The 14,092-nt window shown below is 66.3% G+C and carries 12 protein-coding genes and 1 pseudogene; 8 read left to right on the top strand and 5 right to left on the bottom strand.

Annotated features, from left to right (window positions below):
• The first annotated feature begins 264 nt into the window (after positions 1-264).
• Complete coding sequence (locus BBJ41_RS37915) at positions 265-1,419, top strand: NADH-dependent flavin oxidoreductase (protein ID WP_069751357.1); 1,155 nt, start codon at positions 265-267, stop codon at positions 1,417-1,419.
• A 62-nt stretch (positions 1,420-1,481) separates the two neighbouring features.
• On the opposite strand, the gene BBJ41_RS37910 is transcribed toward BBJ41_RS37915, so the two are convergent.
• From BBJ41_RS37910 to BBJ41_RS37895, 4 genes are all read right to left on the bottom strand, one after another.
• A complete protein-coding gene (locus BBJ41_RS37910) occupies positions 1,482-2,216 on the bottom strand; it encodes an SDR family oxidoreductase (RefSeq protein WP_069751356.1) in 735 nt (244 codons plus the stop codon).
• A gap of 12 nt (positions 2,217-2,228) precedes the next feature.
• Complete coding sequence (locus BBJ41_RS37905) at positions 2,229-2,864, bottom strand: SDR family oxidoreductase (protein WP_069751355.1); 636 nt, start codon at positions 2,862-2,864, stop codon at positions 2,229-2,231.
• Positions 2,865-2,961: 97 nt separating this feature from the next.
• A complete protein-coding gene (locus BBJ41_RS37900) occupies positions 2,962-3,735 on the bottom strand; it encodes an SDR family NAD(P)-dependent oxidoreductase (protein WP_069751354.1) in 774 nt (257 codons plus the stop codon).
• Positions 3,736-3,856: 121 nt separating this feature from the next.
• Entirely contained in the window at positions 3,857-4,792 is a 936-nt protein-coding gene (locus BBJ41_RS37895; RefSeq protein WP_069751353.1) for an alpha/beta hydrolase, read from the bottom strand.
• A gap of 490 nt (positions 4,793-5,282) precedes the next feature.
• On the opposite strand from BBJ41_RS37895, the gene BBJ41_RS37890 reads away from it, so the two are divergent.
• The 7 genes and pseudogenes from BBJ41_RS37890 (at position 5,283) to BBJ41_RS37865 (ending at position 12,403) form a co-directional block, all read left to right on the top strand.
• Positions 5,283-5,504, top strand: a complete 222-nt coding sequence (locus BBJ41_RS37890) for a hypothetical protein (RefSeq protein WP_048027079.1) — start codon at positions 5,283-5,285, stop codon at positions 5,502-5,504.
• A 12-nt stretch (positions 5,505-5,516) separates the two neighbouring features.
• The gene (locus BBJ41_RS37885; RefSeq protein WP_069751352.1) at positions 5,517-7,562 is read left to right on the top strand and encodes a hydantoinase/oxoprolinase family protein; all 2,046 of its coding nucleotides are present in this window, start codon (positions 5,517-5,519) and stop codon (positions 7,560-7,562) included.
• Positions 7,563-7,569: 7 nt separating this feature from the next.
• Positions 7,570-9,540: a hydantoinase B/oxoprolinase family protein gene (locus BBJ41_RS37880; protein WP_069751351.1), complete on the top strand. Its 1,971-nt coding sequence runs from the start codon at positions 7,570-7,572 to the stop codon at positions 9,538-9,540.
• A gap of 213 nt (positions 9,541-9,753) precedes the next feature.
• Positions 9,754-10,545 carry a helix-turn-helix transcriptional regulator gene (locus BBJ41_RS37875; protein ID WP_156815016.1) on the top strand — a complete coding sequence of 264 codons (792 nt, stop codon included), beginning with the start codon at positions 9,754-9,756 and terminating at the stop codon, positions 10,543-10,545.
• A gap of 175 nt (positions 10,546-10,720) precedes the next feature.
• Positions 10,721-11,296, top strand: a pseudogene (locus BBJ41_RS41850) (cupin domain-containing protein); the annotation flags it as partial.
• Positions 11,297-11,357: 61 nt separating this feature from the next.
• Positions 11,358-11,762 (top strand): helix-turn-helix transcriptional regulator, encoded by a 405-nt coding sequence (locus BBJ41_RS41845; protein ID WP_236872185.1) that lies wholly within the window; start codon positions 11,358-11,360, stop codon positions 11,760-11,762.
• A gap of 185 nt (positions 11,763-11,947) precedes the next feature.
• Positions 11,948-12,403 carry a nuclear transport factor 2 family protein gene (locus BBJ41_RS37865; protein ID WP_069751530.1) on the top strand — a complete coding sequence of 152 codons (456 nt, stop codon included), beginning with the start codon at positions 11,948-11,950 and terminating at the stop codon, positions 12,401-12,403.
• Between the two features lie 138 nt (positions 12,404-12,541).
• On the opposite strand, the gene BBJ41_RS37860 is transcribed toward BBJ41_RS37865, so the two are convergent.
• Positions 12,542-14,092 carry an MFS transporter gene (locus BBJ41_RS37860; protein WP_069751349.1) on the bottom strand — a complete coding sequence of 517 codons (1,551 nt, stop codon included), beginning with the start codon at positions 14,090-14,092 and terminating at the stop codon, positions 12,542-12,544.

Raw genomic sequence — 14,092 nt, 5'->3', positions numbered from 1 at the left:
TGCAGGGGGAACCGCTTCGCCGCGATGCGTGGCCCGGCGGGGCGATTGTTAAGGCTGACATACGACTGATGTCAGTTTTGCGCGCTTGAGTAATGTCAATCGAGCCATACGATAGGAGGGTCCGCCGGACCACCGGCCCGGGTCGCGTTCCGCGAAACCGCTGCCGGCGAGGCGAGCGCCATGCCATTGCGGCGTCAAGCCGCACGTTCCACATCATGCCGCGCGGCGAGCGCATCTCGCTGCGGCGGCCAACCAGGAAACACCATGACTCAACCCTTTGCAACGCTGTTCCAGCCACTTACGTTCCCGAACGGCGTCACGTTCCGCAACCGCGTGCTGATGGCGCCGATGACCACCTGGTCGTCGAATCCGGACGGCACCGTGTCCGATCAGGAACTCGCGTATTACCGCCGCCGCGCGAACGGCGTCGGAGCGGTGCTCACCGGCTGCACGCACGTAACGGAAAGCGGCATCGGCTTCACCGACGAATTCGCCGCGCACGACGATCGTTACGTGCCGAGCCTGCGCAAGCTGGCGGACGCCGCGAAAAGCGGCGGGGCGCCCGCGATCCTTCAGATCTTTCACGCGGGCAACAAGGCCGTGCCGGCGCTGGTGCCGGATGGCGTGCTCGTCAGCGCGAGCGCGATGAAGGCGCCGCCCGGGCCGTTCAACAGCGGCGAACTCGAGAGCCGCGCGCTGACCCACGACGAAATCGGCGAGATGATCCGCGCATTCGGCGAAACCACGCGACGCGCGATCGAAGCCGGTTTCGACGGCGTCGAGCTGCACGGCGCACACGGTTTCCTGATCCAGAATTTCTTCTCGCCGCGCTTCAATCAGCGCACCGATGCATGGGGCGGCTCGCTCGAGAACCGGATGCGTTTCCCGCTTGCACTGGTTGCCGAACTCAAGCGCGTGATCGCGCTGCATGCGGATCGTCCGTTCGTGCTCGGTTACCGGATTTCGCCGGAAGAACCCGATGCGGACGGGCTGCGCATCGGCGATACGCTGACGCTGATCGATCGCCTGATCGTGGCGGGCATCGACTACATCCACGTGTCGCTGACGGACCTGCTGAATGCGAAGCCGCTCGATGCGAGCGACGAGCGCCGCACGATCGAGCGCGTCGCCGACATCGTGCAGGGCCGCGTGCCGCTGATGGCGGCCGGCACGATCAGGACGCCGGCCCAGGCGGAAGCCGCGCTTGCGCTGGGCGTGTCGGTGGTGGCGGTGGGCAAGGGGCTCGTGATGAACCCCGGCTGGGTCGAGCATGCGCTGCGCGGCGACGCCACTGCGATCAGCACGCAGTTGAATCCGGTCGACGTACCGCAGCTCGGGATTCCCGACAAGCTGTGGAGCGTCATCGACGCGACGAACGGCTGGTTCCCGGTGCAGCGCGACGCGCGTTCGGCCGCCTGACGCAGCGATGCCGCCGGCGGGGCAATCCGGCGGCGGCATCGGTCACGGCGCGGCCGCGGCGCCTACAGCGTGAGCTGCAGGCTAGGGCGAATCTCGAGCTCATTGACGAGCACACCCGGCGGTTGCGCGAAGCTGTACATCAACGCGCGGGCGACGTCGTCGGGCAGCAATGCGCCGATCGCGTCGCGGCGCGCGCGCATCGCTTCGGCCGGGACGTTGTGCCCCCATTCGGTATGCACGGCGCCGGGGTAGATCAGCGACACACGGATGCCGTCACCGGCCAGTTCCTGCCGCAAGCCTTCGCAAAAGCCGCCGACCGCGAACTTGGTCGCGCAGTACACGGCCCAGTTCGGTGCCCCCGTCTTGCCGCCGACGCTGGACACGGTGGAAATCATCGCGCCCGCGCGACCCTTCATCAACGGAATGGCCGCGTGCGTGCAATGCAGCATGCCGTACAGGTTCGCGTCGATTTGCGTACGCCATTCATCGGGCCAGCTGTGTTCGAACGCGCCGGCGATGCCCATGCCCGCGTTGTTGAACAACAGATCGAGCCCGCCGAAATGCGTGCGCACGGTGTCGAACAGCGCGGCGACCTGGGCGGCGTCGGAGACGTCCGCCGCCACCGCCAGCGCCGCATCGCCCAGCTCGGCGGCGAGCGTGTCGATCCGTTCCTTCCGGCGCGCGGTCAGGACGACCTTCATGCCTTCGGCAACGAGCAGGCGCGCGGCCGCTTCGCCGATGCCGCTCGACGCGCCGGTAATCACGGCGACCTTGCCGTTCAGGTCCTGCAACATCATCCGTGTCACCTCTTACATGAAGTAGGGCTTGTCGCCGTCGCTGCCGGGCTGGTTGACGCCGAGGTTCTCGCCCACGTGCAATTCGGGCGACGCGACGATCCGCACGATCAGGTCGCCCACGCTCCTGCGCGACACCACGGTGCCCTTGAACGGTTCGTTCCTGCCCGTGAGTTCGTAGTCGATTTCATCTTCGTCCGTCAGCCAGGCCGGGCGCAGGATCGTGTATTGCAGGCCGGATGCCTCGATCGCCTCGGCCGAGCGGCGGTAGGGCTTGAGGTCTTCGCCGATGATCGCGTTGTTCCAGTCGCCGAACTTGCCGGGCACTTCGTCGTAGATGCCGAGCGACAGCACGAAGACGAGGCGCTTGACGCCTGCCGCCTGCATCGCCGCGATCACGCTCGCCGCCTGCGTGTCGAGGTTCGCGCCGGCCAGGTTCGCGTAGACGATGTCCTGCCCTTTCACCGTGTTCAGCAGCAGCGCGCGGTCGAGCACGTCGCCGGTCACGACCCGCGCGTTCGCCGGCGTATCGCCGAGATTTTTGGGGTTGCGCACGAGCAAGGTCTGACTGATGTTCCTGTCGGCCGCGAGTGCGTCGATCACCCAGCGGGCGATCTGGCCGTTGGCGCCCAGAATGAGAACGTGCTTCACGAGATGACTCCTTTTACGATGATTGCGATAGGTCGGCCAGCATGCGGGCCGGCGCGCACGCGGCGCGCCCGATCTCCCGGCACGCCGGCCGAGCCCGTCATGCGCCGATATAGGCGCCGTTGTCGACCACCAGCACGCGGCCGGTCACGGCCCGGCTCAGGTCGCTGGCGAAATAGAGGATCGCGTTGGCCTGGTCGTCCGGCTGGGTGAAGGGCAGTTCCTGGTTCGCGTACTTGCCCGCGTACTCCACCATCGTCGTGCCGCCCGGCAGTTCGCCCGCCGCCCAGGCCTGGGCCATCGGCGTGTCCGTATTGCCGGGTGCCACCGCGTTGCAGCGGATGCCGGTGCCCGAGAAGCGCACCGCGATATTGGTCGTCATCGTGTTCACCGCGCCCTTGGTCGACGTGTAGGCCACGCCGCCGACCGGCAACGAGCCGTTGATCGACGTGACGTTCACGATCACCCCTTCGTTGCGCGGCAGATAGTGCTGGATCGCCTCGCGGCAGAAGCGGAACACGCCCGCGTAGTTGACCTGCACGACCTGGTCGAAGTGCTCGTCCGAGCACTCCTCGATGGAAACCATGTCGCCATAACCGGCGTTGTTGACCAGGATGTCGACCTGGCCGAAGGCTTCGATGGCCTGCGCGAAGACCGTCTTCGGCGCGCTCGGGTCGGCCGAGTCGGCCAGCACGCCGATGGCCTTGCCGCCCGCCGCGACGATGCCGTTCACGGCCGCGTCCAGGTCGGCCTGCTTGCGCGCGGTCAGCACGACGTTGGCGCCTTCCTGCGCGAACAGTTGCGCCGTCGCGAGGCCGATGCCCTTGCTGGCGCCGGTGATGATGGCGGTCTTTCCGGAAAGCAGTGATTTCATGGGAGAGGGTTTCGTCTGGTCAAAAGAAAACGGGCGTGTGCCACGCCCGTCCGGTGAGTGGCGTCGCGGCTGGCCGTGACGCCTGGGGCCCGCGCAAGCCAGTTATTGGCGTGAACAGGCCTTAGAGGGTTTCCTTGAAGAACGGCACGACCTGCTTCATCGCGATGCCGACCGGTTCGGATTTGTCGTACAGGTCGTAGTGCGACCAGCCTTCGGCCACGACGATCCGCTTGTCCTTCGATGCCGCGCGATCGTAGATCTCCCAGCCGTCGCGATACGCGCCGAAGCCGCCCGGCTTGTCGCCGATCACCACCAGCAGCGGCTGGGTCAGTAGCACTTCGGCGTGCAGGAACGCGTCCCAGCCCATCGCCGCGCTGCTGAACGACATCAGCTGGCTGGTGGCGCCGTTCGGCTGCTGCCCGCGCGCGGTCTTGTAGTACTCGGTGGCTTCGAGCACGTCGATGTCGGTGATGCCGGCCTGCTTGCCCGCTTCCACGGACTCGGGCAGCAGGTTGGCGACGTGGCGCTCTCCGCCCTGTGCTTCCGCGGTACGCATCGCGGCCATGTTCTCGAGGAACCCGACCGGCTTGAAGTTGGCGAAGCCTTCACGGATCAGTCGGCCGTAGTTCACGCCGGTGATCGACACCAGCGCCTTGATGCGGTGATCGGTGATGCCGGCATGCACGGTATAGGCGCCGCCGCCGCAGACGCCGATCGCGCCGATACGGCCCGCGTCGACATACGGCAGCGACTGCAGGTAGTCGACCGCGAAGCGGATGTCCGACACGCGGATCGACGGATCTTCGATGAAGCGCGGCAGGCCGCCGCTCGCGCCCTGGAAGCTCGCGTCGTGCACCAGCACGACGAAGCCTGCCTCGGCCAGCCCCTTCGCGTAGATGTTGCCGGCGGTCTGCTCCTTGCAGCTGCCGATCGGGTGCGTGCTGACGATGGCCGGATACTGCTTGCCTTCGTCGAAACCCGGCGGGAAGTAGAGGTCGGCGGCCGTGTCCCAGCCAAGGTTCGGGTAGGTGACGGTCTTGATCGGGTTCGTGCTCATGAACTGCTCCAGTGTGACGGGGGTGACGGCGCGGTGCGCGCCCTCGCAAAGGCTTCTTCAACGCTCGCCGGGATAACGGCGCGAGTACGGATACGGCTTGATCGGCGTATGACGGCGCGTCGCGCGGCGAGGCTGGGTTCGCGCAGTCGACGAGGCCCATTGGTATGCCCGGGCGGGCGGCGCGGACAGCCGGCGGTCGCTCGATCGGCGATGCACGTGCTGTCAGGTCCCATGGTAGGAACCGCACCGGCGATCGACAAGCACCGCCCGGCTACTACACATGTAAGTCCCGCTTAACAATGCGGGCGCTTTGCCCCCCTGGAAGGTGATGGGCGGCGGCGCACGCGCTTCCTATCATCGGTCTCGTCGGTTCGCACAGGCGAACGCGACGAGAACGATCACAACAGACAGGAGACATGTCCATGACATTCAGCGTGTCGTGCCGGCCCCGGCATCGAGCCGTGGCCGCCGGCCATCCGGCGAGGACCCCATGACTTCAACGACCGTGACAAGCCAGGCGCTGCACCTGGAACGCACGCCCGTGGACGGTGCCTGTCCCGCGTGCGACGCGACGATGCTCGCGCGCTATCCGGTGCATTCGGAGGGCGGCTGGTTCGATGTCGTCAAATGCCAGGCGTGCCTGCATTCCATCCGGCGCGAGCCGGCGTCCCGGCTCGGGCCCGTGCTGCGCCTGTTGTCGGACACCCTGTAGGAGAGAGACCGGATGATTGCTATCGATGTAGGCGGTACGTTTACCGACGTGGTCTCGCTGCGAGACGGTCGAATCGAGACCGCGAAGATCTCGACGGACTATGACGACGTGACGAAACCGATTCTCGCCGGCGCGCGCGAATTGAACGTCGCCGACGCCACGGCGTTCAACCACGCCAGCACGCACGGCCTGAACGCCGTCATCACGCGCCGGCTGCCGAAGATCGGATTCCTGACCACCGAAGGCCATCGCGACATTCTCGACATGGGCCGCGTCTGGCGTCCCGCATCGGCGATCCTCGATCCGAGGTGGCGCCGCAGCTTTGGCGATGCGACGCGCCCGCTGGTGCCGCGCTACCTGCGCCGCGGCATCCGCGAGCGGATGCTCGCCGACGGCTCGGTGCTGTTCCCGCTCGACGAAGCGCAGGCGCGCGAAGAGCTTGAAGTGCTCAAGCGTTGCGGCGTGACCGGCGTGTCGATCTGCCTGCTCAATTCGTACCTGAATCCCGCCCATGAAGTCCGTCTGAAGGCGCTCGTGCGGGACGTGCTGGGCGACGTCGCCTGTTCGATCTCGAGCGAGGTTTCGCCGCTCGCGCGCGAGTACCCGCGTGCGTCGACGACCGTGATCGACACCTTCATGAAGATCATCTACGCGGACTACACCGAGCGACTCGAGAACGGCCTGAAGGCGGCGGGCTTCGGCGGCGAGCTGAACTTCGCGGACTGCGCGGCGACGCTCGTGCCGGTGCGGCGCGCGATGGAGCAGCCGTACCGCATCGTGTTTTCCGGCCCGTCGGCGGGCGCGATCGGCAGCGCGCACTTCGGCGCGATGATCGGCGAGCCGAACCTGCTGTGCGCCGACGTCGGCGGCACGTCGCTCGACATCAGCGTGGTCACGGGCGGCGCGCCGTTCGTCAACACGTCGTTCGAGCTCGAGCACGACATGGTGGTGAACGCACTCGCGATCGACGTCACGGCGATCGGGGCGGGCGGTGGCAGCATCGTCGCGATCGGGCCGGCCGGCGAGATCCAGGTCGGGCCGGCGAGCGCCGGCTCGACGCCGGGGCCGGCCTGCTACGGTCGCGGCGGCACGCAGCCGACCACTACCGACACCTTCCTGATGATCGGCGTGATCGACGAGCACGGCTTCGCGAACGGCGCGATCAAGCTCGACCGCGCGCTGTCGCGGCAGGCTTTCGAGCATCTCGACACGGGATTCACGCTGGCCCAGCGCGTGCGCTACGCGTACGAGATCGCGATCCACAACATCGCCGAAGGGCTGCTCAACGTCGCGATCAAGAACGGCATCGATCCGCGCGATTACAGCCTGATGGCGTACGGCGCGGCCGGGCCGATGCTGTTGCCGGGCGTGCTCGACACGCTCAAGTGCAAGCAGGTGATCGTGCCGCCGAATCCCGGTTTGTTCTCGGCGCTCGGGTTGCTGTCGGCCGACCAGGTGTTCACCGCGAGCCGCAGTCACTACGCGATCCTCTCGGCGGAACTCGCGCCGCAGGTCGACGCGCTCTACGCAACGATGGAAGCGCAGCTGCGCGAAGGGCTCGATGCGGGCGCACGCGTCACCTTCGAGCGCAGCTTCGACGCGCGCCTGGCCGGCCAGAGCTGGGAGACGCCGTTCGTGCCCGCGCCGAACGGCACGATCGACGCGGCCGCGATCGACACCATGATCGCCGCGTTCCACCACAGCTACGAGACGCGCTCGGGCAACCGCTTCGAAGCTTTCCCGGTGCAGGGCGTGACGTTCCGCGTGCGCGCCGTGCTCGAGACGCCGAAGGTCGCCTATCCGGAGCTGCCGGCGCGCGGCGCCGAACCGCTGCGCCCGGCGGGCCGCACGACGCTGCGCTACCTCGGCGACCTGTCCGACGCGAGCGGCGAAGGGCGCCAGGACGCGGCCGTCTATCACCGCGATGCGCTGCGTCGCGGCGACGTGATCGACGGCCCGGCCGTCGTCAATGAAGGCTTGTCGACCACGCACATCGGCGCGCGCCAGACCGCGACGGTGGGCCGCTTCGGCGAAATGCTGATCCGCAACAAGGAATGAGCGCACCATGAATCTCCTGACCGATATCGCCGCCGCACCGCGCGCCGGCGACACCCATGCGCGCATCCGCACGCTGTCCGACGCGCAATTCCTGGAGCGGTACGCGTGCGAGCGCTTCACGGCGTCCGTGCTGATCAACCGCCTGCGCTACGCGGTCGAGCACATGTCGACCGGCTTCATGCGCGAAGCGTTCTCGCCGATCATCCGCGACTGGTACGACTTCGCGTGCACCCTGAGCGGGCCGCCGGAGATGGACTACCCGATGCCGGTGGTCAGCAACAGCCTAGTCGTGTTCCTCGGCACGATGGGCGACGCGGTGCGCAACGCGGTGCAGGAATACGGGCCGCACAACCTCGAACCCGGCGACGTGCTGATCTGCAACGACCCGTACCGCGTCGGCACGCACGTCAACGACGTCTGCTTCATCCGCCCGGTGTTCGTCGACGGCCGGCTGGTGTCGTTCGTCAACATGCGCGCGCACCAGCTCGACATCGGCGGCGTCGTGCCGGGCGGCTTCTCGGCAACCAAGCGCAACGTCTACGAGAACGGCCTCGTGATCCCGCCGATGCTGCTGTGGTCGAAGGGCAAGCCGGTGCGCTCGACGTTCAGCCTGATCTTCGACAATTCGCGCTTCGGCGGCCTGCTGCTGCCCGACTTCCACAGCATCGCGCACCAGCTGGAACTGGGCGAGCGGCTGGTGCGCGAAAACATCGCGCGCTACGGCCTCGACGCGTATTTGGGCAGCCTGGCCTACGCGTGCGACGTATCGGCCGAGCGCATGCGCGATGCGATCGGGCGGATTCCCGACGGCGACTACACCGGCTCCGCGCTGATCGATGCGGATGGCGTCGACGCCAGCGTCGACTATCGCGTCAACATCACGCTGCGCAAGCGTGGCCACCGGATCGAGGCCGACCTGTCGGGCACCTCGGCGCAGGCGCGTTCGTCGATCAACTGCGGCATTCTCGATGCGAAGACGGCGCTCGGCGTCGCGCTGACGCTGCTGCTCGATCCGGAGGCCCCGTTCACCTCCGGCACCTGGCGCGACATCGACCTGGCCGCGCCGGCCGGCACGCTGCTGACGTCGTTGCCGCCCGACGGCGCGATCATGATGTTCTGGGAGAGCAGCGGCGCGCTGGTCGCGGCGATTCTCAACGCGCTCAACCCGGTGCTCGGCGAGAACGCGGTGGCGGGCGACTACGGCTCGACCAGCACGCACAACGCGTATGGCGTGACCCGTGCCGGCACACCGTGGGCCAATGTCTGCCAGTGCGGCGGCGAGCATGGCCCGTGGGGCGCGACCAAGGAAGCGGACGGCGACAGCTACACCGTGCTGCTGACGCTCAACAACCTCGACCCGGCGACGGAATCGATCGAGGCCGATTCGCCGGTCGTGCTGCTGCGCAAGGAGCACGCGATCGACGGCGGCGGCGCGGGCGCGCATCGCGGCGGCGCCGCGCACCTGAAGGACGCGCTGTGGCTGACGGCGGCCGATCACCACAGCTCGCCATTCCGCACGCGCGAGCCGAGCGGTGTCGGCGCGAACGGCGGCAGCGCCGGGCCGTGCGGCGGCGTCTGGTTCTTCCCGCCCGCCCACCGTGCGGACGGCCGCCCGGACGCGCTGCTCGGCACCGGCCCGGACGTCTATGCGGCCAGCACGCCGGTCGCGGGCGTGCTCGATCCGCAGAGCAAGGTGCTCGACCCGCAGCAGGGCCGCTATCACTACTACGGGAGCCAGCCGGTGTGGCGGACCGAGCCGGGTGCGATATCGCGCTACATCACGAATGGCGGCGGCGGGTGGGGCGACGCGTTCGCGCGCGATCCGGCCAGGGTGCTGGCCGACGTGCGCGACGAGTACGTCAGCATCGCGGGCGCGGCGCGCGACTATGGCGTCGTGGTGGCGGGCGATCCGCGTCGGGACCCGGAAGGGCTGCGGATCGACGAAGCCGGCACGCAACGCCTGCGCGCGGCGCGCTGACGGCGTTCGAACGCGACACGTTCGCGTGCGCATGGCCGGATGCGCCGGTTCGGCGATCCGGCCATGCGCGGACGATGTACAGGAAAACACCAGCTATCAAACGTCGTTCCGACTACCTAACATTTGATCGGTTCGGTTTCCGGTCCCGGCGTCACGCCCGGGCCGGCACCGGCATTCGATGAATCCACCCTGTTGGGGCAGACGGAGGCGAGCTTGTCCGGTGCGGCAATCGGATCGACCAATCCGCTCGACGGCCTTATCGGCGCGATCGGGAGCGCGGCGTTTCCCGAGCGGGTCGGCACAACGCTGCGCGCGCTGTGCGGCGCCGAGCTCGCGTTCATTTTCCGGATCGTCGATGCACGCCCGGTCGAGTTCGTATCGATCGGCTGCGACGGTTCCGATCGTGCCGAGCACGTGCGCAATACCTATCTCGGCGGCCAATGGTGGCAGTTCGACGACGAGATCAACGAACTCGGCACGAGCGGGGGCGATGCCTGCACGCTGCTGAAGACGGACTTCAAGCTGTCGGCGCCGCCGCGCTTGCGCCAGACGCTTTACGGGCAATTGAACATCCGCGACCGGGTGCTGATGGGCGGCCGCGTCGATGGCGATCCGCTGGTGCTCGGCATCACGCGCCCGGAACAATACGGCCCGTTCGAAACGCGTCACGTGGATGCGCTGGCCGATCGCGCGGCGACGATCCTGTCGATCGTCGCCAGGCATTACGATCTTGCGATGCGGGCGCGCCGGCTGCCGAGCCTGCTGACCGACCTGGCCGAGATCGAGCGGCAGATCGCGCTGTCCGGCGAGCGGCTGACCGCGCGCGAATCCGAGGTTTGCGCGCGCTATCTGTACGGCCTGCCGACGTCGGGGATCGCGGCCGATCTCGGCATCGGCGCGGAGACCGTCGTCACGTATCGAAAGCGCCTGTATGAACGCTTGTCGATCGGCAGCCACCGGGAACTGCTGCTTTGGTATCTGAACCTCTGCAGCCAGATGCAATGAAGCCGGGCAGGCTCCGCATTTCCATTTCCCGTGCCCGTAATTTCGAAGTACGGAATGGTGTCGCCGTGCGAATTGACTTGCCTGCGTGCCGGAATCACGCTGGCCCACATTGCGTCCGGCCGCCGTGATACCCGTGCCGCTTGCGATCGCCGTGTCGCGGCGGCCGTCGGGCAGCATGCGATTACCGGCAGCGGACGCGCGAACAGATACGACGTCGCAACGGCCGGGACGGGCTTTGCGACCAGGAGACAGACGATACGGGTCCGCCGTGGTCCGATGGACGGTGCGCCGGTCATCGTTCACGGATAGATTGCCTATGGATTCGCTTTCGGATGTGCTTTCGCTGCTGAAGCCGCGCAGTCAATTCTATGCAGGGCTCGACGCGGCGGGCGAGTGGTCGTTCGCGTTTCCGGAATACGAGGGGATCAAGTTCGCCGCGGTATTGCAGGGCGGATGCTGGGGCGTGATCGAAGGCGTTCAGCAGCCGGTCCGCTTCGAGCAAGGCGATTGCTTCCTGCTGAACAGCCGGCGCAGCATCGTGTTGACCACCGATCTGGCGCTCGAGCCGCAGGATTCGACGTCCATCATGGATGCGGTCGCCCGCGACGGTATCGCCGTGCACGACGGCGGCGGCGACGTGCTGCTGATCAGCGGATTCTTTGCGTTCTCCAGCGACCATGCCGCAGTGCCGTTCGATGCGCTGCCGCCGCTCATCAACGTGCCGCGCGCATCCAGCCAGGCCGAGGTCCTGCGCTGGTCGCTCGATCAATTGACCGCCCGAACTGCGCGACCCGCAGCCGGGCGGGGCGCTGGTGTCGAACCACCTGCTGCATCTGATGCTCGTGCAGGTGCTGCGCCTTCACCTGGCGGCATCGCCGGAGGGATGGTTCATGGCGCTGTCCGACCGGCGCATCAGCGCGGCCATCGGCGCCATCCATTCGGAACCCGCACGCCACTGGACGCTGGAGGAACTGGCGCGCATCGCCGGGCTGTCGCGGACCGTCTTCGCGCAGCGCTTCAAGCACCTCGTCGGCGCGACCACCATCCACTACCTCACGCGCTGGCGGATGCTGATCGCGGCGGATCGCCTGCGCGTCGGGCGCGAGAGCATTGCGTCGATCGCGTTCTCGCTCGGCTACGAATCCGAAAGCGCGTTCTGCACCGCATTCAAGCGAACCATGTGCTGTTCGCCGACGCAGTATCGCCGGCGGGCGTAGGCGTCAGTTCCGTACGATCTCGCAACAGAAGCGAACGACGGCGAAATGTCCGGCGGCCCGCGAAAAAATAACATGACGCCGTGCCCGATCGGGATCGTCACGCGGCGATACGAAAACGCGTGCATCCGAAACGATGCCACGCGTGCGTCCGCACACGCATCAACCCATATCAGGAGACGATGGAAATGACATCCCGCGATGCCGGCTGCGAGGAGAAGCTCCAGCGAATCATCGATACCGACGAGATCAGGACGTTGATGTCGAAGTACTGTCACGGCATCGACAAGCACGACGAAGCCACCTTCATGAGCATCTGGGCGGACGACGGCGTCTACGAACTGCCACGCGGGCAGACCGCCGGCATCGACGGTATCCGGCAACTGGTCCGCAAGGTCTGGCGAGAGGTGCCGAAGTGCCATCATCACATCACCAATCCGCTGATCGGCATCGATGGCGATCGTGCGACGGCGGCCACCGACGTGATCTATTACCGGCAGACGGACGACGGCGTCCTGCAACTGCTTTCCGGCACCTATGCATTCCGGTTCTCGAGGATCGCCGGCGCGTGGAAGACGACCTGTCTGAAGTTCGCCAGCTTCGGGACGATCAGCCCGGTCTTCAAGGAAAACATTACTGGATGACGCCTGCCGGGTTCGCTCGTCCGGCAAGGGATTCCGCCTTGCCCGGCCACTGGGCCGAACCGGAAATCCCCACCTCCGATGGCGACTGATTCTGGGTTAGGGGCAAGGGTCAACAGAACGCGTCGTGCCTCCGGGCCGTCACTTTATCTGCTTCTGAACGAGCGCGATGATGGCACCTGCCACGGAGATGATCGCAATCACATAGAAGCAATCCAGCACGCTCATGAAGCTCGCTTGGTGTGCCGCCATTCGGGCAAATTCTCCGAGGGCAGCACCTTGGGCCTGCGCGGTACTCATGCCCTGTTCGACGAACGCGCGAGCCGTCGACTGCAGCGCGTTCTCGAAGATCGGGTTGTAAGGGGTCGCGAACTCGGCCAACCGGGTTTGATGGAGTGCGAGACGGTGTTGATCCAGGATGATGATGGACGCCGTCGAAAGCGAATAGGCGAGTTGCTTGACGATATTCTTCAGCCGGTAGCCGTGCGTAAACTCGTGATCCGGGAAGATCTGGAACGCCACGTTTCCGTTGGGCAGGGCGATGAACATCAGCAGGAAGCCGCGTACGATCAACGGTGCCAGGAGCCAAGGAACGCTCACGTCTGGTGGAAGGTTCATGAACCACACGGCGATGAACGTGGCCATCAGGAATCCCGGAACGATCAGCAGTTTTTTGCGTGTGACGAACTTCGCGTATCGGAAGTACAGGAAGGCCATCGCGATCGACGACAGTGATGTGAAGCCGACGATTCGGCCCGCGTTCTCCACGGGATACCCGAGCCCGCCTTCGAGCAGTCGGGAAATCAGGTAGCCGATCGCATTCGTGATGTAGTAGTAGAACGCGTAGAGGAGGATCGCGATCCGGAACGGCCCTTCCCGCAGCGTATTCAACCGGATCAGCGGTTTGGGGTGGGTCCATTGTTGCCAGGCAACCCAGCCGAGCGCGAGCAAACCCGTTACGGTCAGGAGCAACAGCACCGGAGACGTACTGAACAGCTCGAAGCGGATCTGCTGGGCGACGATCTGCAGCGCCCCCAGCGCGAGTGCGAAAATCAGATAAGGCCAGAGATGCGTATCGCTGCGCAGCGCCGCCTGGCGCTTGCCGATATGCGGGACGACCAGGAACGCAAAGACTGACAGTGCGAGTCCGGCGACGGTTGTGCAGAGGAACAGCGCATGCCAGCCAAAGTTTGCAATGAGAACCCCGCCGATCAGCGGCGCGAGGGCGCTCGCCAACAGAATGATCGTCAGGAAGAGGCGCGTCGCGGGCGGGCGATTCTTCGGCGAGAAACCGGTCTGCAGGAGAATCCGGCACGTACCGAGCATCGGGCCGATGAAATAGGCTTGAAAGCCTCGTGCCATCGCCAGTTGAAATGACGTAGTGCTGACGGATGCCGCCAGCGAACCGATCGCGAACATCAGCAGGCATCCGCTGAGGTAGCGACGGAACCCGATCCGCTCGATCAGCCATTGCTGTTGAAGAATGCCCAGTACCGACGCGACAGCGTAGGCGGACGACGACCATACCAGCTCGTCGGGCGGTACATTGATGCCGCCGGCCACATAGCTGCTGAAAAACGAGAATGCCGTGTTGTCGAAGTAGTCGAGCCCGACCGACAACGCGACGGCCCACGGAAAGAAGTCGCTGCGTAGATGACGGAACGTAAGCGACCGCGCACGGGAGAACGCCAT

Source organism: Burkholderia stabilis (assembly GCF_001742165.1).
Classification (GTDB): Bacteria; Pseudomonadota; Gammaproteobacteria; order Burkholderiales; family Burkholderiaceae; genus Burkholderia; species Burkholderia stabilis.
This window is presented reverse-complemented; position numbering and strand designations above follow the sequence as displayed.